General features: G+C 43.3%; 16 protein-coding genes. 3 read left to right on the top strand and 13 right to left on the bottom strand.

Annotated elements, in window-relative coordinates:
• Positions 1-248: 248 nt before the first annotated feature.
• Entirely contained in the window at positions 249-1382 is a 1134-nt protein-coding gene (gene asd, locus ACIGBM_RS04285; RefSeq protein WP_397476877.1) for an aspartate-semialdehyde dehydrogenase, read from the top strand.
• 64 nt (positions 1383-1446) lie between these two features.
• Here the strand turns inward: asd and ACIGBM_RS04280 are convergent, their stop codons facing one another.
• Complete coding sequence (locus tag ACIGBM_RS04280; protein WP_397476876.1) at positions 1447-2040, bottom strand: SOUL family heme-binding protein; 594 nt, start codon at positions 2038-2040, stop codon at positions 1447-1449.
• 417 nt (positions 2041-2457) lie between these two features.
• On the opposite strand from ACIGBM_RS04280, the gene tgt reads away from it, so the two are divergent.
• Entirely contained in the window at positions 2458-3609 is a 1152-nt protein-coding gene (gene tgt / locus ACIGBM_RS04275; RefSeq protein ID WP_057759140.1) for a tRNA guanosine(34) transglycosylase Tgt, read from the top strand.
• A 142-nt stretch (positions 3610-3751) separates the two neighbouring features.
• Here tgt and ACIGBM_RS04270 read toward each other — a convergent pair whose 3' ends face one another.
• The 12 genes from ACIGBM_RS04270 to rimO all read right to left on the bottom strand — a co-directional run bounded on the left by ACIGBM_RS04270 (position 3752) and on the right by rimO (position 18929).
• Positions 3752-5104: a sodium-dependent transporter gene (locus tag ACIGBM_RS04270; protein WP_397476875.1), complete on the bottom strand. Its 1353-nt coding sequence runs from the start codon at positions 5102-5104 to the stop codon at positions 3752-3754.
• Between the two features lie 301 nt (positions 5105-5405).
• Positions 5406-6185 (bottom strand): acyl-ACP--UDP-N-acetylglucosamine O-acyltransferase, encoded by a 780-nt coding sequence (gene lpxA / locus ACIGBM_RS04265; protein WP_057759135.1) that lies wholly within the window; start codon positions 6183-6185, stop codon positions 5406-5408.
• 173 nt (positions 6186-6358) lie between these two features.
• On the bottom strand, positions 6359-6895 hold the full coding sequence (gene fabZ, locus ACIGBM_RS04260; protein WP_238068215.1) for a 3-hydroxyacyl-ACP dehydratase FabZ: 537 nt from the start codon (positions 6893-6895) through the stop codon (positions 6359-6361).
• A gap of 52 nt (positions 6896-6947) precedes the next feature.
• The gene (lpxD, locus tag ACIGBM_RS04255) at positions 6948-7964 is read right to left on the bottom strand and encodes a UDP-3-O-(3-hydroxymyristoyl)glucosamine N-acyltransferase (RefSeq protein WP_397476874.1); all 1017 of its coding nucleotides are present in this window, start codon (positions 7962-7964) and stop codon (positions 6948-6950) included.
• Positions 7965-8110: 146 nt separating this feature from the next.
• On the bottom strand, positions 8111-10510 hold the full coding sequence (bamA, locus tag ACIGBM_RS04250; RefSeq protein WP_296207503.1) for an outer membrane protein assembly factor BamA: 2400 nt from the start codon (positions 10508-10510) through the stop codon (positions 8111-8113).
• Between the two features lie 262 nt (positions 10511-10772).
• Entirely contained in the window at positions 10773-12149 is a 1377-nt protein-coding gene (gene rseP, locus ACIGBM_RS04245; protein WP_397476873.1) for an RIP metalloprotease RseP, read from the bottom strand.
• Between the two features lie 96 nt (positions 12150-12245).
• Positions 12246-13454, bottom strand: a complete 1209-nt coding sequence (gene ispC / locus ACIGBM_RS04240; RefSeq protein ID WP_397476872.1) for a 1-deoxy-D-xylulose-5-phosphate reductoisomerase — start codon at positions 13452-13454, stop codon at positions 12246-12248.
• 176 nt (positions 13455-13630) lie between these two features.
• On the bottom strand, positions 13631-14440 hold the full coding sequence (locus ACIGBM_RS04235; RefSeq protein WP_397476871.1) for a phosphatidate cytidylyltransferase: 810 nt from the start codon (positions 14438-14440) through the stop codon (positions 13631-13633).
• Positions 14441-14629: 189 nt separating this feature from the next.
• On the bottom strand, positions 14630-15388 hold the full coding sequence (gene uppS / locus ACIGBM_RS04230; protein ID WP_397476870.1) for a polyprenyl diphosphate synthase: 759 nt from the start codon (positions 15386-15388) through the stop codon (positions 14630-14632).
• Positions 15389-15777: 389 nt separating this feature from the next.
• Positions 15778-16332 carry a ribosome recycling factor gene (frr, locus tag ACIGBM_RS04225; protein WP_057759123.1) on the bottom strand — a complete coding sequence of 185 codons (555 nt, stop codon included), beginning with the start codon at positions 16330-16332 and terminating at the stop codon, positions 15778-15780.
• Positions 16333-16444: 112 nt separating this feature from the next.
• The gene (pyrH, locus tag ACIGBM_RS04220; RefSeq protein WP_057759121.1) at positions 16445-17170 is read right to left on the bottom strand and encodes a UMP kinase; all 726 of its coding nucleotides are present in this window, start codon (positions 17168-17170) and stop codon (positions 16445-16447) included.
• 172 nt (positions 17171-17342) lie between these two features.
• Entirely contained in the window at positions 17343-18929 is a 1587-nt protein-coding gene (gene rimO, locus ACIGBM_RS04215; protein WP_397476869.1) for a 30S ribosomal protein S12 methylthiotransferase RimO, read from the bottom strand.
• 135 nt (positions 18930-19064) lie between these two features.
• Between rimO and ACIGBM_RS04210 the strand changes: the two genes are divergently transcribed.
• Entirely contained in the window at positions 19065-20429 is a 1365-nt protein-coding gene (locus tag ACIGBM_RS04210) for a nitrogen regulation protein NR(II) (protein ID WP_397476868.1), read from the top strand.
• The last annotated feature ends 95 nt before the right edge of the window (positions 20430-20524 follow it).

The following is a 20524-nucleotide window of genomic DNA, read 5'->3' as shown; positions in this document are numbered from 1 at the left end:
AACTATCATAAAACGTTACAATATTGGCTCACTCAATGTAATGAGTGCTTTATTAAACATTATATTTTTGAGGTCGTCAGATAGCCAAGTACCTCTTCAATAGTAATAACTTAAAGTTATAGCCGACATAGTTAATAGTGTATGGAAAACGACCAAATAATAGCCGAAACGCCTTGCTTTTTCGCGCCATTCACGGCATTGTTATCGGTTGACGATGCAACAAATAATTGTAAATAGGATTGAACTTCATGAGTGATTTAACAGTAGGTTTGGTAGGCTGGCGCGGTATGGTAGGGTCAGTATTGATACAACGTATGCAGGAAGAAAATGACTTCAACGGTATCACACCGGTGTTTTTTTCTACCAGTAATGCTGGTGGTGATGCACCAAAATTCGATGGTATTGAAACCGGCCAACTAAAAGACGCTCATGATATTGAAGCACTTGCTGCCTGTGATGTCGTTATTACTTGCCAAGGTGGTGACTATACGTCAAAGGTCCATCAACCATTGCGTGATAGCGGTTGGAACGGCTATTGGGTTGATGCGGCAAGTACGCTGCGAATGAAAGATGACAGCATCATCATTCTTGATCCAGTCAATCGTAACGTTATTGATAGTGCCCTAGCCAATGGCAAAAAAGACTTTATCGGTGGTAACTGTACCGTATCATTGATGCTTATGGCTATCGGTGAGCTGTTTAATAAAGGTTGGGTCGAATGGGTCAGCGCGATGACATATCAAGCCGCTAGTGGCTCTGGCGCAAACAATATGCGCGAGCTCATCAATGGCATGGGTGTGTTACGTGATGCCGTCCAAGACGAATTGGCTGATCCTGCTAGTGCTATTCTTGAGATTGATAAAAAAATCGCTCAGACTCAGCGCTCAGCAGACTTCCCTACACAATACTTCGGTGTACCACTGGCAGGTAGCTTGATTCCTTACATCGATGCGCAGCTAGAAAACAAACAGTCAAAAGAGGAATGGAAAGGCGGCGTCGAGACCAATAAGATCTTGGGTAATGATGAAGCCAGTACGATTCCCATCGATGGTATGTGTGTACGCGTCGGCGCTATGCGTTGTCATGCGCAAGGCCTAACGATCAAGCTAAAAAAAGACATTCCATTAGAAGAAATCGAAGCCGCACTCAAAAACAGTGGCAACGAGTGGTTGGATTTGGTCGAAGATGACAAAGAAGCTACCATGAATCGCCTAACTCCAGTGGCAGTGACTGGCACCTTAACTGTTGCCCTAGGTCGCTTACGTAAGCTTAATATGGGCCCTGAGTATCTAGGTGCTTTTACCGTTGGTGATCAGTTGTTATGGGGCGCAGCAGAACCATTACGTCGTATGCTTAATATCATCCGTGAGCAAAACGTCTAACTCAGATACCTTAAATGAAGCACAAAAAAGACAGCGATTGCTGTCTTTTTTTATGGATCGATTACTAGTTAGATTGATACGCAATCATCACCTCATTACGACGTAAAAATGGTAGCGTCCAAGGCGGGTTATATCGTGCCAATTCAGGCTCACCTATAGGCGTCAAATTCTGGTCTTGCATCCATGTTTGCAGCGCTTCGGTTTTTTCCGCTACTTTGTCCTCTCCTGCGAGCCAAGAGAACTTAATCACACCGTACGTCTGTGCAGGCACTTCTATAATCTCAACGTTTAGATTGTTTGGCTTAGGCAACGTTTGCATTGTATATTTACTAGGCATCGTAAATTGTACGCGCCACTTACCATCGTCTTGTTGCATACTGACTGGTGCTGTCATGGCAATTTTTTGTGACTCATTATCACTTTCTTTGTTATCAGCTTGCATCGTGACAGGTGCCGTCATACTAATTTTACTACTGTCTCCACTTGGTGCTGTGTTATTACCAAAAATATAGTCCGCTAAAACCTTAAATCCTTCACGACTTGCTGAGTCTTGGTCACCACTCACCCACGTTTGCGCCACTAGCTGCTCATCATAACGACGCAACTCAAAGTCATCTACTTGGGTCAACACCGTATATTTCGGCTCTTCGGTAGCCATAGCCCCTCCTGATATCAATAATGAACCACTCAATAATAAGTAAGCTGTCTTTTTCATGTCATATCTCCAGCATCTAAAAGCATGATGTGGCAATGATTATTACCTCACCTGTATAACTTCTACTGTATCAACAGACCTTTAGTATTGTCTGTGTCTTTTGGCGTGCTATCTGTATTTTTTGGTTATGGTAAAGCGGTATTTACCAAAGTGTATATAGAGCGTATATCGATGACATCTAATAACTATAGTTAAAGAACGCTAAAATGTATGTGAGGCAGCCGATTGAAAATTGTACAAGTAGTACATTTAGGGAGAGTAACGCCGTAGCAGTTCAGTGATTCTCTGACTATATGTCCAAAAAACTGCTAACAATGCTATAATTAGCGCCATTTTCATAGCTTAAATAGCGGTTATCATATGCAATTTGTCTTACATAAAACGGCTAGCGGTGCAACGCGTGCACGCCGTGGTACGGTTCATCTCAATCATGGCGACGTGCAAACGCCTGCTTTTATGCCTGTTGGTACTTATGGTACGGTCAAAGGCATGCTGCCACGTGATATCGAAGCCATCGGTGCTGATATTATTCTAGGCAATACCTTCCACCTCTGGTTACGTCCGGGTACCGAAGTTATTGATAAATTTGGTGGCTTGCATAAGTTTATGCATTGGGACAAGCCTATCTTGACCGATTCGGGCGGTTTCCAAGTATTTAGCCTTGGCGCAATGCGTAAAATTACCGAAGAAGGCGTCAATTTTAAATCTCCTATCGATGGCGCAAAGGTATTTCTCTCACCAGAAAAATCTATGCAGATTCAGTACAGCTTGAACTCAGACATCGTCATGCAGTTTGATGAGTGTACGCCGTATCCAGCCACTCATGATGAAGCGAAAAAGTCGTTAGAGCTATCGTTACGTTGGGGACAGCGCTGTATCGATGAGCACAACAGACTGGGCAGTACCAACGCATTGTTCGGTATCGTGCAAGGCAGTATGTACCCTGATTTGCGTCAGCAATCACTCGAAGGCCTGTTAGAGATTGGCTTCGATGGTTACGCTATTGGTGGTCTTTCAGTTGGCGAACCTAAAGAAGAGATGATAGACGTCCTAGACTACCTGCCTGATGATATGCCAGCAGATAAGCCACGCTATCTTATGGGTGTTGGTAAGCCTGAGGATTTAGTTGAAGGCGTACGTCGCGGCGTAGATATGTTCGACTGTGTGATGCCAACGCGTAACGCGCGTAACGGCCATTACTTTGTGACGGGCGATGCAGATAATGCTGGTGTGGTACGTATCCGTAATAGCCAATATCGCAATGATGAAGGCCCATTAGATCCTGAATGTGACTGCTATACTTGCCAAAACTTTAGCCGTGCTTATCTGTACCATCTTAATAAGTGCAAAGAGATGCTAGGTGCTCAGTTAGCGACCATTCATAATTTGCGCTATTACCAACGTTTGATGCAAGGTATCAGAGATGCTATCGAGCAAGATAAATTTGATGAGTTTGTCAGCGAGTTTTATGCCAAACGCGGTCAAACGGTTCCTGAGTTAAACTTGCGTTAATCCTGTTTAATATTCACGACCATATAACGATATCTGTTGAAATAAAAAAGGGCTTAAGAATAATCTTAAGCCTTTTTTTCTGTGCTGCTTTTATCACTCAATGATTATCACTTAATGATTCAAATAGAATCTATTTTGACTACTATCCCATCAATGACGTCACAAATACTACAATAACAGCGATTGGTGCGATGAATTTCGCAACGATTTGCCACAGCTGCCATGTACCATTAGATAAACCAAGCTCTTGCTGAATGTTACGTTGATCCATTTTCCAACCAACAAATACAATTGCAGCCAGACCTGTTAGAGGCAATAGGAACTTACTAGTAAGCTTATCTAATGCATCAAAGATACCATTACCCATGATAGTAAAGTCAGACCATAGATTGAACGATAGCAATGCTGCAATACCTAACAACCAGATTACTGTACTTGCCACGATAGTCGATACAGTACGACTCATCGACGTACGCTCTTCTAACAGCTCAACGGTTGGCTCAAGTAACGAGATAGATGAAGTAATAGCGGCAAAGGTAATAAGCAAGAAGAACAATGCACCAATGATAGTACCCGCACCCATGCTACCGAAAGCAATTGGCAAGCTTACAAAGATAAGACCAGGACCTGATGCAGGATCTAGACCATTGCTAAAGATGATTGGGAAGATGGCAAGACCAGCAGCCAACGCAATAACCGTATCCAAAATAACAACGGTACGTGCTGTTTTTAGCAAGTTTACTTCACGGCCCAAGTAAGAGCCATAAGCGACCATGATACCCATACCAATTGATAGGGTGAAGAATGCATGGCCTAATGCTGCAAGCATAACATCAGCCGTTAGTTTGCTAAGATCTGGCGTAAATAGGTAAGCAACTGCTTCACCGAATCCACCGTTTATTACGTTGTAACCAACGATAACGAACAGAATCACACCCAATAATGGCATTAAAATCTTAGCTGTTTTTTCGATACCACTTGTCACACCAATACCAACGATGACAGCGGTTAAAATCATAAATACCGTATGCCAGATCGTCAATGTACCAGCTGATGCAAGCATAGCATCAAAGGTTGCAGCAACAGAGTCACTGTCTTGACCAGCAAAGCTACCTGTTGCAACTTTAGTGATATAGTTAAGCGCCCAACCACCGATCACACTATAGAACGATAGAATTAAGAAGCCACCCAAAACACCAGTAGCACCAATAATACCCCAACTACGTGACTTACCTTCATTCGCTGCTACGTCTGAAAAAGTATTGACTGGGTTTTTTTGACCACGTCGACCAATTAACCATTCAGCAACTAATATCGGAAAACCGACCAGCGCGATACAGAACAAATAAGCAATAACGAAAGCTGAACCACCGCTTTCGCCAACCATGTATGGAAATTTCCATATGTTTCCTAAACCAACTGCTGAGCCTACTGCTGCCAATACGAAGCCAAAGCTTGAGCTCCATTGGGCATGTTCTTGTTTATTGATAGCCATTTTTTCCGTCCTCGTGCTTCAATTAACGTTACTGATAATCTTCCCTGATCAACATAAATAGTCAGCCTTACCGTTAGACTATTTAGTAAACGCTTCGATGTGAAACGCCCAGCAACATTAAGAAAGAATTGATTACAATATCGTAAACGCTCAGTTTCTGCTAAGCGACCAAAAAAGTCAAGTGCTCATAAATATAAAAAGCCATAACAAATAGTTATGGCTTTCATCTAATTCGCCTTCATTCCATAAGAATTTATCTGATTAAAAGTATCAAACTCATCATTAATCGAGTTGTATTTTTTTAGCGCACAACACCGCGGCTGCTATTTTGTAAGGAATCAATAAGTAGCTGAATTTTTGGCTCTTTAGCCAATAGCTCACTATGTAGGACTTCCAACGCTTGTGCAGTAGTCAAACCTGATCTAAAAATCGTACGATACGCTTGACGTAATACATTAATAGTTTCTTTTGACCAACCTTTACGGCGCATGCCTTCGATATTGAGTCCATGAGCCTTTGCTGGATTGCCAGATACCATTGTAAATGCAGCCACATCTTTCAAAATAAGGCTGGCTCCGCCAATTAAGCTATAGTCATCTACTGTACAAAACTGATGTATACCTGAGTTACCACCGATGATGGTATGGTCGCCAATAGTCACATGCCCTGCCACACCAACATTGTTAGCCAGTACGTTATGATCCCCAATGACACAATCGTGTGCGACATGGGTGTTTACCATCAGTAGATTATGACTGCCGATTTTAGTCAGCTCGCCATCTTGCGCTGTACCGCGATGTAAGCTACAGGCTTCGCGAATCGTATTATGATCGCCGATTTCAAGCCAAGTACGCTCACCTGCATATTTCAAATCTTGAGGATCTTCACCAATACTTGCAAATTGATAAAACTCATTGTGTTGGCCAATACGAGTCAGCTTAGTCACTACGACATGTCTATGCAAGACGGTATGCGCACCAATTGATACTTCATCACCAACGATACAATAGGGCCCGATAATAGCAGTCTCGTCAATCTGCGCGGACGGTGAGATGAGTGCTGTAGGATGAATCTGACTCATAAGATGGGCCCTTGTATCATTTGATGCGAGTAAATAATAAAAAAGTATCGCTATTTCAGTCTTACTAACGAAGCTAATACCAGTTGCGTTGTTGAGTTTACATATAGCTGTTTATTGCAGTGATAGTGAGCGATTTCAATATCGCTCTTTGTACAGTATGGCTTATTAAAAACTTAAGCACCCTTCACATTAGCAGGTTTTTGCTGCTCTTGACGTGCAATCATAATTTGCGCACTAGCCGCCAATTCATCTTCGACATGGACAGTACAATCAAACTTATAGATACCATGTCTTTGCATCACGGTCTTTGCACGAATGATAAGCTGATCACCAGGAATCACACGGCGTTTAAAACGGACTTTATCCACACCTGCAAACAGATAGAGGTAACCGTCTTCTGCCGTTAGCCCTGCACTGATAAAACCAAGCACACCTGACACCTGTGCCATTGACTCCACCATCAATACCCCTGGCATAATCGGCTCATCAGGAAAGTGACCGTTAAAAAACTCTTCATTAATAGTCACGTTTTTGATACCAGTAATACACTCGCCTGGGGTACAAGCTACAATACGATCTACCAGCATAAAAGGGTAACGATGCGGTAAATAATGCTTAATCGTATGATACGTCAATGGTAGCGTAAGACCTTGCTCAGCCAAGCTTTTAACGTCTTCATCAGTTGGGATATCTATATTGTTATTGCTCATAATGACGCTTCCTTGCTGTGTTTTGAATATCTATTATTTGTTTGTGTTTGCATTAGTTATTGCCTAGCTGACGAAAACGTACAGCAGCACGTCGCCAATTAGCAGTTGGCATTGCAGCCGTACCAGATGAATATGAACCAGCGGTTTTAATGGATTTGGTGACCATGGTCATGCCAGACAAAACGACATCGTCTGTAATCTCAATATGCCCTGTGATACCGACAGCGCCGCCTATTATACAGCGCTTCCCTATCGTAGTACTACCCGCAATACCCGTTTGAGCAGCAATAGCAGTACCATCACCGATACGGACGTTATGGGCAACTTGTACCAAATTATCAATAATCACGTGATTACCAATAACAGTATCATCGATAGCGCCACGATCGATACACGTCTGGCTACCAACTCGCACATAATCACCAATAATGACACGGCCTAACTGGGCAATGCGCTCCCAACCTGTGTTACTAGGATCTTTAGTAGGAGCGAACCCGAACCCTTCAGATCCGATGCTTACCCCTGCATGCAATCTAACGTGATTGCCAATGACACACTCAGGCCCGACAACGACTTGCGACTTAATGACACAATCGGTACCGATACTAGTATTGGCCTCAACCACGACATGAGCATCAAGTGAGCTACGCGCCTCTATTTGTACATTGTCACCAATCACGCAAAAAGGGCCGATATTGACTTGCTCGCCAATAACAGCACTGTCTGCAATCACAGCACTAGGATGAATCCCGTTAGATAAAGAATGACGCGCAAACAGCTGACTGGCACTGGCATAAGCCAAATATGGATTTGAGACGACTAGCGCTATCGCTGAGGTAGGTACTTGATCACGATATGCTTCAATCACCAACACCGCACCTGCCTCACTGCTAGCCAAGCTAGAGATGTAGTGAGGATCTGCCAAAAAACTTAACTGCTGCTGACTGGCTGTCGTCAAACTACCGACGCTACTGAATGGTTGACACAATTGCTCAGTATCAATCTCAGCCTTATTAATAATAGGCTGACGCTGCTCAATTCGAGTAATGAGTTGCTCAATCGTTATCATAATGACTATTAATAAAATATGGTTATAAATGAAACGGTCGCCAAAATAACAATGCGTTTTGACGACCTACTAAGCTCTAATGATATTTCCGTCTATTTGAGACAATCTTTAAAACTGCTCAAATATATGAGAAAAATATCACTAATTTAGAATGTGTTACCAATCTGGAACTGGACTTTTTCAGTCTCATCACCCTCTTTGTCACCAAATGGTACCGCGTAGCTAAGTGAGATTGGACCAATTGGCGTATACCAAGTGATACCGGCACCAGCACTGTAGCGGAAGTCATTATCTTGAGTCAGTAATGGAACATCTGAATCATTAAAAGTGCGATCTTCTTTATCAGAGGTGTCAAAGACCTGACCACCTTCAGCAAACAATACTGGGCGTACTTGATCTGCCCAATCACCTTTAAACGGCATTGGTAAAATTAATTCAGCACCAAACGTTGCTAGCGCATTACCACCAACCTCTTCTGCAGTGAAGGTTTGGTTGTCTGGATCATTGACTGCATCAAGATAAACTTGTGATTTAGGTCCTAGAGTAGATGATTCATAACCACGTACTGAGCCATAACCACCAGCATAGAAGTTTTCATAGAACGGCAAATCATTACCATAACCAAGCTTAGTATAACCACGCGCGATCACGTCTTTATAAATAGGGTAATATATATTGCCGCTATAAGTTAGCTTTTGGTAGTTGGCATCGCCAAGACCAATGGTTGCATCAATCGCATGGCTCATCCCTTTGGTAGGAAATACTGGACGGTCTAGAGTGCTGTAGTCCCAACCAAATAATAGATTGTAAGTCTGATAATCATTCTTGAAGGTGGCAACACCATCAGTATCTACTTCCGGTGTTTTCGTACCGCCCTCGTCTAGAATCTCTTGAACATTAGATATCCCTAAGTAACGACCACCACGAACCTTTGTGTTGTCTACATTTAGACCCGCACTAAGACGTTTGGTTTCATCAATAGGATAACTATAGTTCAGCGTCGCACCATATGAATCTGTCACATAGTTACTAACGTTGTCGTCATCATATTTAGTTTTGCGATAATAACCACTGATACCTTGAGAGACACCGTTTTCTGTAAAGTACGGATCGGTATAACCTAGGCTATAAGAGTCCCGTGTTTCTGAACGAGAAAGCGCAGCCTTTACGCGGTTACCTGTACCCATAAAGTTGTTTTGGGTCAGATCCAATTGGAAAGTCACACCACCACTTTGTGAGTAACCCGCTGCAATCGTTGAGCTACCAGAAGGCTGCTCTTCAACCACATAATTTACATCAACTTGATCTGGCTGGTTGGGTACTGGCTTAACATCGACAGTAACATTTTTAAAGAAGCCAGTACGCATCAAACGCGTGCGGGATAACTGAATTTTGTCATTAGAAGACAGCGTACCTTCTAACTGACGCATCTCACGACGTAATACTTCGTCTTGCGTTTTGATATTACCCGTAAAGTTGATACGGCGAACATAAATAGGACGTGCAGGGTCGATATAATAATCGACATCGACCATTTTCGTATCGTCATTGATACGTGGTACTGGTCTGATTTGAGCTAGATAATAGCCTTCGTTACCATAGCGTCTTTTAAGAGAAGCAGTGGTTTCGTCCAGTTTTGCTTGCGAGTATTTTTCATTAGATGCAAAGCTAACCAGCTCTTTTAGCTCACTATTTTCAAAGGTGGGTTTACCTAAAAAGTTCACTTCGCCAAACTGATATTGCTCGCCTTCGCTTAGGCTAACTTCGATAAACACACTGCTCTTGTCTTCACTGATGTTCAGTACAGCATTATCGACTGAAAAACGCACATAACCATCGTTCTGATATAGCGCCTTTAAACTCTCTAAACTGGCGGCCAGTTTTTCTTGAGCGTAACGATCAGACTTAGATAATAGACGCGTCCATGAAGATTCTTTTACCGCGAAAACGTCTTTAATCTCTTCATCACTAAAGTGTTTGTTACCAATGATATTGATATCAACAACTTTAGCAGGCTTGCCTTCTACAAAGCGCACATCAAGTTTTACGCGGTTACCATCAAGGACCGTTTGATCTACTTCGATATTACTATTGTAGTAACCTTGGCTAATATATTGCTGTTGTAGCTCATTGGCCACGCCTTGCAAAGTAGACTGCTTAAGCACGTCACCAGCAGAGAGTCCAGCATTCTTCAGTCCCTGCTCAAGCCCTTCTTTTGGAATGAGCTTGTTACCTTCAAAGGTAACTTCAGCGATCGTTGGACGCTCAATGACGTCAAACCTTAGCTTGCCACCTTCGACACGGCTTTGAATATCAGCAAAGTTCTCAGTTGCATATAGCGCCTTAATACTGGCAGCTAAGCTACTATCATTCACCGTATCGCCTACCGTAACAGGTAAGACCGGATAGAGGCTATCAGGGGTTAGGCGTTGTAAGCCATTAAAACCGATGTCAGTTACTACAAATTCTGCAGCCTGTACTGGCATACTCATCATCGCTACAACTAACGGCAACCCAGCCGCGCTCATAATTAAAGGCGTACGCATAAACACTATCCGTCAATAAAAAAATTGCTTAAGTTAAGTTAAAAGGCACGTATTGTCTAACCCGTGCGCATAAGGTTATAAACCCATGCAAGGGTAACTCAGAACACTTTATATAAATTGCATCACAAAATAAACTAAAAATTACGATTAGTACAGAGGACACGACACAGAGTAGCATGCCTATCATAACAATAATCAGCCTATAATAGGCGTAAAACCATTAGTATATCGTGCTTTATCAGCCATATTGCTCATAAACCGATTAAAATAGCCGGCTGATGTCATTACCAATTGCTAACACCATGAAACCTGCCAGCAAGAGTAAACCGATATTTAGACCAACCATTTGCACACCTTCAGACAGTGGCTTACCACGAATCAACTCAATAAAGTGATAAACAATATGACCACCATCTAATACTGGAATCGGCAAAAGGTTTAAGACGGCAAGACTCAAGCTAATTAGCGCCGCTGTCGACAATACCATCTGCCAACTGATATCAAAGCTTTGTTTGGCGACTTTGGCAATGGTAATTGGCCCTGATAGATTGTCTAAACCAATCATACCTGACAGCATTTTTCCCATCGAACTTACGGTCATTACCGCGAGCTGCTCAGTCTTTTCAAATGACTTCACTAACGACTCACTAGGACCATAGACCACGGTGGTCTTATAATCATCAGGAATAACAATCTCAGTCTGATCCACCATTGCACCAATCTGTCCGTAATCATTGCCCAAGTTGTCTTTTTTGCCTTGAGGCATAATCTGCAACTGTACTGACTTAACATCACGCAACACCGTAAAGTTCAATAGCGTTTCAGGATTATCACGAATGATACGCGTGGCAGTAATCCAATCTTCGATTGACTCATTATTAATAGCAGCAATGCGGTCGCCAACCTTTAGACCTTGGCGGATAGCGGCACCATCGGGAGCCAAACCACCTACAATCGGAGCAATCTGCGGCTGCCACGGCAACATACCAAAGCTGGTCAATGCGTCTTTGCCTTGAGCCTCGCCTTGCATAAACTGCGTAACTGGTGCTTGATAGGTTTTAGTCGACTGATCGGTTTGGGCATCTGACTGCAAGGTGATGCTGACATTATCCGTCTCACCCATACGTCCTGCAAGGCGATAGTTAATACCTTCCCATGTCTGCACATCATGTCCATCAATCGCAACAATCTTATCACCGACTGGCAGCTGTGCCATCGCAGCAGGCGTATCTGGTAGTACCTGTCCAATCTTAGTCGCCAACTGCTCAGATGGGGTCATAAATAGTACCCAAAATAGCGCGATAGCGATGACAAAATTCATGATAGGGCCAGCTGCAACGATAGCAATTTTCTTGAGCGGATGTTGCCGATTAAACGCAAGGTGCTGCTCATCTTTTGCGACATTACCTTCACGCTCATCCAGCATCTTTACATAACCGCCAAGTGGCAATGCTGAGATACGATAGTCGATGCCGCTCTTTTTACTGGTCCAACCAAAAACTTTAGGACCAAAACCGATAGAGTACGTTAGCACTTTGACACCGCAAAGCCGCGCCACAATATAATGTCCCCACTCGTGTAAGGCAATAAGCGGGCCCAAGACAAATATGGCGGCAAGAAGTGTTAGTAAAAACGTCATGATTTTTTCTCAGTATTGTCTCTCAGCATTTTTATTAACATCTTCTCTAATATCGTTTATCAATGTTATATATCAGCTCAGAGACGCTTGCTACGATTATGTTAGCTTTGCTACCAACTTATCAGTCAAGTGGCGTGCAATCTTATCGATTGCCAATATGTCTTCTATGTCAGCGGTTTTGTTCAATGGTGGCAGCTGTATGTCATTTAAGGCCTGTTCGTTAATATTAGCAATGTCCGTCAAACGAATTTTACCATCGAGGAACGCCGCCACTGCAATTTCGTTTGCCGCATTGAGCACAATTGTGGCTTGCGTCCCTGCTTGCATAGCTTGGCGAGCCAAACGCAAACAGGCAAACTTTTGCAGATCTGGCTCGATAAACTCCAAACCACTAAGTGCAAATAAATCTAATGGCTGCGAGCCACTATCAATGCGATCAGGGTAGCTCAGCGCGTGCGCAATGGGCGTTTTCATGTCTGGACTGCCCAGCTGTGCTAAAAAGCTACCATCGCTATATTCTACCATCGAGTGAATGATACTTTGTGGATGAATAACCACATTTATCTTATCTTCAGGCAAATCAAATAAGTGGCAGGCTTCTATCAGCTCAAGCCCCTTGTTCATCATCGTGGCCGAATCGACAGATATCTTTTGACCCATTGACCAATTAGGGTGTTTGACCGCTTCTGCGACGCTTGCCTGCTGCATCTGCTCAAACGACTGCTGCAAAAATGGCCCACCAGAAGCTGTCAACCATAGTTTACGGACACCATGATTTGGCTGGTGAATTTGCGTATTGTCTTGCTGAATAGCGAGTGGCAAGCATTGAAAAATGGCATTGTGTTCAGAGTCTAGCGGCAGCAAAGTGGCTTTGTGCGTCTTGACCGCATCGATCATGACTTTACCTGCCATGACTAAGGCTTCTTTGTTTGCCAATAAAATACGTTTGCCTGCACGTGCTGCTGCCAATGTAGACGGCAACCCTGCCGCACCTACAATCGCTGCTACAACCGTATCAGTCTGTGAGTCAGTGGCAATATCTACCAATCCTGCCTCGCCCCCTACAACATCACTATCAATCCCTGCTGCTTTAAGCCTGTGAGCAAAATCATCTACGGCTGACGTCGGCACACTGACGCGTTTCGGCAAAAACTGCTGACAGAGCGCAAATAGCTTATCTAAGCGATGATAGCCTGACAAAGCATAGACTTCGTAGGTGTGCGGTTGCGCCGCTAATATTGCTAGAGTGCTATCGCCAATCGAGCCTGTCGCGCCTAGTACGGCGATGCGTTGCGTCATAACCATCAATGCCCATGATACTTAAAAGTAATAAAAATAGAATATCGTCTGTTAACTATAAAGCCACTGCTCTGATAACTTCACTTGTCATACCAATGCATTGCTCGCTGTCTGACTTATACCAATATTATGGTGGACTGACTACAGAACAGGTTTAAATAGAAAAGTGCTGCTATATAACCTTATACCACTATCAAACCAAGCTGCTGTATCGCCCAAAAACCAAGTGCAAATATCGGTGTTGCAGACAATAGTGAATCGATACGGTCAAGGATACCACCGTGACCGGGCAAGATAGTGCCTGAATCTTTTACATCAGCACGACGTTTGAGCATCGACTCAAACAAATCTCCAAGTACAGAGGCAAGAATAGTGATGGCCGATAACGCTACAAATGCGATTAACGGTATACCGGTCAGCTGTAATTTGAAGACGCTAATAGTTATCACAACTAGCAATCCTGTGACGAGGCCACCAGCCAACCCTTCCATGCTCTTATTGGGTGAGACATTGGGTGCCATTTTTCGGCGACCAAGCTTGCGTCCAACGAAATATGCGCCACTATCTGCACACCATACTAATAAGAACACATACAGCAGCCACCATGCCGACAGTTGCCAGAGATAGAACATCGCCGTGATAGATGCCGTCAAAATAACTGCGCCCATCATTGCCAATTGGTTGCCGTACCACCTTGTTTGTGTTGGGAAAACTCGAACCCAAGACAGTGCCATCAGCCATATTACTAATGAAGCCACCCACCAGAACAACCAAGTTACCTTGAACATCAGTGAGAATATAGTAAGCGCTAAAATCAATAGAACGAATACCACAGGCTGGCGCCATTTAGGCATCAATTTAGCCCACTCATGAGCGGCGATAATGACCCCAATGGCCAACAGTGGTGCAAATAAAATAGGTGTTTGGCTCGCAAACATTGCAATACCAACGATAATAACGAGAACAATTGCCGTCTTAATTCGTTGCCACATACTTATCGAGCCTTATAATAATGAAGAACAGATGGTCAAAAAATGCATTATAGCAGCTAACTAACGATGGCCTAGTGATAGCATTCAATACTAATTCAAGCCGTTTATCATTGCATAAACCAACCCTATTGACCAGTTATACAATACTAACTGAACTGAGCCGACTAAACTTATCTATCAACTCACTGCTCAGTGACCTTGCTGCTCTATCACTACCTGCTCGCTGGTTTTGCCAAAGCGACGTTGACGTTTTGCAAACTCTGCGATCATCGAAGCTAGCTCTTCTGCTGCAAAATTTGGCCATAATGTAGGAGTGAAAAACAGCTCAGCATAAGCGGATTGCCACAATAAGAAATTAGAAATACGATACTCGCCGCCCGTACGCACCAGCATATCTACTGCTGGGGTATCGGCTAATTGTACGTAGTTACCTAACAACTCTTCGCTGACATCTTCAGCTTTTAATTCGCCAGCTTGCACTTGCTGAGCCAGCTGTTGTGCTGCATTTGCAATATCCCACTGCCCACCGTAACTAATCGCAATCACTAGCGTCATCGCATCAAACTTCGCCGTTTTTTCTTCTGCGTCAGCCATTAGCGTTTGCAATGACTCACTAAGCTGGCTGCGATCACCAATGAAACGCAAGCGAATACGATACTCATTCATGCGCGGCATTTGCTCATAGATCGTCGATGTGAGCAGCTGCATCAACAGTGCCACTTCACTAGGCGGTCTCTGCCAATTTTCGCTAGAAAACGCAAATACGGTCAGCACTTCAATGCCTGTATTGACACAATACTCAACGATAGGATCGAGCGCGTCTTTGCCAGCCACATGCCCTTGACCGTGGCCCAAATCATTGGCCTTACCATAGCGATTATTACCATCCATAATGATGGCGATATGACGAGGAAGAATAGCGGGCGCCAAAACGGCTAAAGTGGACATAGGCGAACTTGCTTATTGTTGAGGTAAAATAATAATAACGTGTGCAACAGCGATTAAAAAGCGCCATTTATATAATTCACTAACTTATCATAATTGCGTCGTTAGTTTTTAGTGCTCAGAATGCGATGAATCCAGTTCAATCAATCGCACCTTTTGCGTACATTAGATATGGCTTCATATAGTTGATTCAGTTTAAAAGAGATACAGGCCAACCGAGTGCAGATGTAACTGTGATACTTCAAGCGAGGTTAACGTTGGCACTCTTTTATAAAGGACTGACTATATCAGTCTACACAATAATAAACAGCCAATAGCTATAAAGTATTGGCTGCTCAATTACAGATAATCTACCGAACTGATTCTTGCTACAAATAGCAAGTATATCAGTATTAAACTTCCATCAAATCGCTTTCTTTCTTACTCAAGCGAGCATCGATCGTTTCGATATATTTGTCAGTGATTTTTTGAATATCATCACTAGCACGGCGCTCGTCATCTTCTGAGATTTCTTTTTCTTTTGCCAAGTCTTTGATGTCATTCATCATGTCACGGCGAATATTACGGATAGAAACTCGGCTGCTCTCAGCTTCACCACGTGCAAGCTTTTGCATATCGCGACGAGTATCTTCTGTCAATGCTGGCATCGGCACACGAATCACATCAGCAGACATTGGGTTTAGACCCAAATCTGCTTCACGAATAGCCTTGTCTACTGCTTGTACCATCGTACGGTCAAACGGTTGAACCAGCAAGGTACGTGAATCTTCAACGTTCACGCTTGCCACTTGGTTCAATGGTGTATCAGAACCGTAGTAGCTGACCATCACACCTGACAACATACCTGGATGCGCACGACCAGTACGAACTTTACTGAAAGTGCTTTCAAGCGCTTCCAATGTTTTTTGCATGCGTGCTTCGCCGTCTTGCTTAATCTCTTTAATCATTGTGTATCCTTATTTATCGTTACCGACAAATTTTTTATTTGCTATTGGGATATTAATTATTTATTGCTAATCGTTAGCTATTTACTGACGTTAGTTGCCAGTATCGCATCAATTAATGAAAAACTCGTGTGCCTTCATTTTCACCCATGATGACATTCAATAATGCATTAGGCTTAGTCATGTCAAACACTTGCAGCGGTACGTTATGCTCACGGCACAGTGCAATAGCCGTTAGATCCATGACGCCTAGCTTTTGTTCTAGTACTTCATCAAAAGTCAGACCGTCATATTTGACTGCATCATCATGTAGACTCGGGTCTTTGTCATAAACGCCATCGACCTTAGTCGCTTTTAAAATCAAACCAGCTTCGATCTCGATACCGCGCAAACAAGCAGCGGTGTCAGTGGTGAAGAATGGGTTACCCGTACCTGCCACAAAGATACAAACTTCGCCATTTTTAAGGTAACGAATGGCATTACGACTGCTATAGCTTTCGGTGACTTCACCAATCGGTAACGCTGACATCAAGCGCGTTTTGATATTGCGACGCTCAAGCGCATCACGCATTGCCAGTCCGTTCATAACGGTCGCTAACATGCCCATCTGATCACCAGTAACACGACCAACGAGACCTTCTTTTTGTAACTGCGCACCGCGATATAAGTTACCACCGCCGACTACGATACCAACTTGGACACCAAGTCCACGCAAGTGAGCGATAGACAAGCTCATTTTATCAAGCACTTCGGTATCGATACCCATGTCTTTACTACCAGCTAAGGCTTCACCGGAGAGTTTCAGCAAGATACGAGCGTAACGCGGGTTTTTGTCAGACATGAGGTCACCTTGTTATCATGAAATTATAAAGAAAATTATCGGTAAAATACAAATCGAGTTTGCCCACAACGCTACACTTACAGCTAAGCGTATTAAAAAGGCTAAATTGCGCTAATTGTAGCAAAAACTGCCCGCCATTGGGCAATTTTCACTCGCATATCTTATTGGATATCTAGCCTTGGTAACTGGCGAATAGATCATATTCACTAGCATCATCGATAGTCACTGTTAAGAACTGCCCTACTTTGACTTGAGCGTTGATGTCATCAACATAGACATGACCATCAATTTCAGGTGCATCAGCATAGCTACGGCAAATAGCAATATTTTCATCGCTATCAATTTCATCGACCAATACCGTTAAGGTTTTGCCGACTTTTTCTTGTAGCTTTTGCGCTGAAATATCTTGCTGTAGCGCCATTAAACGCTCATAGCGAGACTGCTTAACGTCTTCAGGCACATGATCAGGCAAGTCATTAGCAACTGCGCCTTCTACTTCTGAATAAGTAAATGCACCCACGCGATCAAGACGTGCTTCAACTAACCAATCAAGCAAACACTGAAAATCTTCTTCTGTTTCGCCAGGGAAGCCAACCACAAAGGTTGAACGAATCACGATATCAGGACAGATATCACGCCACGCTTTGATACGGGCCAAGGTGTTTTCGCTATGCGCAGGGCGTTTCATCGCCTTTAGGATGCGATGACTGGCATGCTGGAACGGAATGTCTAGATAAGGCAGTAGTTTCTTTTCACCCATTAACTCAACGACTTTGTCTACATGTGGATACGGATAGACATAATGCAAGCGAACCCAAATGCCCAAATCGTTCAGTGCTTGGCATAAGTCATAAAACTTAGACTTGAGAGGCATGCCATTCCAAAAGCTGGTCTTGTACTTTAGGTCAAGGCCATATGCCGAGGTATCCTGCGAGATGATAAGCAATTCTTTCACGCCAGCTTTTTTGAGCGCCAGTGCTTCGTTCATTACATTGTCAATCGGGCGCGATACCAAATCACCGCGCAAGCTTGGGATAATGCAGAACGTACAACGGTGATTACAGCCTTCTGATATTTTTAGATAAGCATAATGGCTTGGGGTCAGTTTGATACCCGCTTCATTAATCAAATCTATTTTTGGATCATAGTTGGCGTCCTGACTGCGATTTGGTTTAGGCACATGCTGCGCTACTGCCGTAATCACTTCGTCATAGGCATGCGCGCCTGTCACTGCTAGTACAGCTGGATGCATCTCACGGATTTTGTCCGCTTCTTTGCCCAAACAGCCAGTGACAATTACTTTACCGTTTTTGCTAATGGCCTCGCCGATCGCATCAAGTGACTCTTGTACTGCTGATTCAATAAAGCCGCAAGTGTTTACCACGACCAAGTCGGCACCGTCATAATCACTGGCTACTTGATAGCCATCACGGCTTAGCTCAGTGATAATACGCTCACTATCCACCAATGCTTTTGGACAACCTAGTGACACAAAACCAATCTTTGGCGCTGCACTAACTGGCATCGTAGCAGTGGCATTGGCAGTCGTTACATCGCTGCTTTGGGCTACACTACGGTTCTGGTTGTGGTTGGCTTTATGATGGTAAGGCTGTTTAGTATCTGTTTGATTGGAATCTGCCTGACTCTGCGCTTCTACTATGGTAGGCGCGGCAGGATTGAAGATAGTGGCAGTGTCTTTTACGGCAGATAGAGGAGCTGCTGCTGTCGTATTCACTGACTCGGTAGAAGTTTTGGACATGGCTGACCTTGCTAGAGATAAATTGGCTGAGCGCATTGTACGTTTTTTTTGCAAAAATCACCAGTTTTGCCGCTCTATAGTCTTGATTTGTGGTTAAATATTATCTCAAGCATCTGACTTTTTTGGGCCCTACTGATGAACGCTGATTTTATAACCGCCAAAACAACCCCTGACCTCGCATTTATATCTCAGCATTTATTCACCGCTATTTTATGGGTCAACGATGAGCTATCAATCACACGGTTGAATGCTCAAGCCGAGCAGCTACTTGCCATTAGTAGCGGCAGACTGATCAATCAATCCATCTTGACACTACTAGCACCTGATGAGTTGAAGACTAAAGATACTGCATTGATCGATAATGATAGTGGTGATATAAATGAAAACGAGGCTTCGAGCGAGCCAGCATATTCGTTGACCGAGCGCTTTGTGCAAGCGCAGAACTATCAGCAGCCTTTTATCGATCATGACCACATCATAAAAACACCGCTAAATGGTAGTTTATCATTGTCAGTCGACTATAGTGTCACACCAGTCATCTATGAACAGCAGCCTTATTTTATTATCGAGATGTGGGGCAAAGATCGGCAAAGTCGTATCTCTGAGGAACAGCGCCAACAACAGCAGTATACAGTGGCCCGTCATATGCTACGCTCAGTGGCGCATGAAATAAAAAACCCTCTTGCTGGTATTCGCGGGGCAGCACAGCTGTTGCAACGGCAGTTTATTAAATTCAGTGACGCATCTACTACTAGCACCTCTAGTGTTGATAATGCTTTGACAACTACTAACATTGATACGCAGCATGATTTGCAAAAAATGAATCAAAAACTGCGCAATTATACGGACATTATTATTTCAGAAACTGATCGATTGACTCATCTTATTGGGCAGCTTCTGGGTTCCAATCAACTGCCAAACTGGCAAACGCTCAATATCCATGAGCCTTTAGAGCATGTCTTAACCTTAGTGACCAATCAGTATCCACAGGTAGTGTTACAGCGTGATTATGATTTATCATTGCCAGAGTTGTGTGCAGATAAGGATCAGCTGATTCAAGTGTTTTTAAACCTTATTAATAATGCTTGTGAATCGATGACTGAGTTCGAACAAACGCTACAACAGAATAAAATCTCAGAGTCTCAAGAATTCCCACAATCTGCCATACAAACTGAGGGCAATTCTGACTATCAACCGACATTGCATATCCAAACGCGGGTTGCTTTTCAGCATACGATTGTCGGGCAGCAGCACAAGCAAGTGATGCAAATTACTATTACTGATAATGGCTCAGGTATTGATCCAGCCTTGATTGGTCAAATATTTTTCCCAATGGTCACTAGCCGTGCAGCCGGTACAGGTCTTGGATTATCCATCGTCCAAGATATTATCAGTCATCATCATGGTATGATTGATGTGAGCTCGACAAAAGAACAAGAGGACAAGCAAACCCGATTTACGCTATACCTACCATTTACTCAACCCATCACTGAGACATAAAACAAATTATGAATTTATGAATTAAAGGCTGCTAAGTTTCCTAATGCCCAACTCCCAATCCCCAACTTACTATCAATAATTGCTGATTAGGCCCA

The sequence above is a fragment of the Psychrobacter sp. NPDC077938 genome (assembly GCF_044542635.1).
In the GTDB taxonomy this organism is placed as follows: domain Bacteria; phylum Pseudomonadota; class Gammaproteobacteria; order Pseudomonadales; family Moraxellaceae; genus Psychrobacter.
Note: the sequence above shows the minus strand (reverse complement) of the source record. Positions and strands in the feature narration are given on the sequence as shown.

Coding starts and splice junctions, on each gene's coding strand:
- pyrH (WP_057759121.1), bottom strand. CDS start 17,170: ATGTCTGACAAAAACCCGCGTTACGCTCGTATCTTGCTGAAACTCTCC.
- fabZ (WP_238068215.1), bottom strand. CDS start 6,895: ATGAGCAATAACAATATAGATATCCCAACTGATGAAGACGTTAAAAGC.
- lpxD (WP_397476874.1), bottom strand. CDS start 7,964: ATGATAACGATTGAGCAACTCATTACTCGAATTGAGCAGCGTCAGCCT.
- lpxA (WP_057759135.1), bottom strand. CDS start 6,185: ATGAGTCAGATTCATCCTACAGCACTCATCTCACCGTCCGCGCAGATT.
- rseP (WP_397476873.1), bottom strand. CDS start 12,149: ATGACGTTTTTACTAACACTTCTTGCCGCCATATTTGTCTTGGGCCCG.
- tgt (WP_057759140.1), top strand. CDS start 2,458: ATGCAATTTGTCTTACATAAAACGGCTAGCGGTGCAACGCGTGCACGC.
- rimO (WP_397476869.1), bottom strand. CDS start 18,929: ATGTCCAAAACTTCTACCGAGTCAGTGAATACGACAGCAGCAGCTCCT.
- frr (WP_057759123.1), bottom strand. CDS start 16,332: ATGATTAAAGAGATTAAGCAAGACGGCGAAGCACGCATGCAAAAAACA.
- bamA (WP_296207503.1), bottom strand. CDS start 10,510: ATGCGTACGCCTTTAATTATGAGCGCGGCTGGGTTGCCGTTAGTTGTA.
- ACIGBM_RS04235 (WP_397476871.1), bottom strand. CDS start 14,440: ATGTGGCAACGAATTAAGACGGCAATTGTTCTCGTTATTATCGTTGGT.
- asd (WP_397476877.1), top strand. CDS start 249: ATGAGTGATTTAACAGTAGGTTTGGTAGGCTGGCGCGGTATGGTAGGG.
- ispC (WP_397476872.1), bottom strand. CDS start 13,454: ATGGTTATGACGCAACGCATCGCCGTACTAGGCGCGACAGGCTCGATT.
- uppS (WP_397476870.1), bottom strand. CDS start 15,388: ATGTCCACTTTAGCCGTTTTGGCGCCCGCTATTCTTCCTCGTCATATC.
- ACIGBM_RS04270 (WP_397476875.1), bottom strand. CDS start 5,104: ATGGCTATCAATAAACAAGAACATGCCCAATGGAGCTCAAGCTTTGGC.
- ACIGBM_RS04280 (WP_397476876.1), bottom strand. CDS start 2,040: ATGGCTACCGAAGAGCCGAAATATACGGTGTTGACCCAAGTAGATGAC.
- ACIGBM_RS04210 (WP_397476868.1), top strand. CDS start 19,065: ATGAACGCTGATTTTATAACCGCCAAAACAACCCCTGACCTCGCATTT.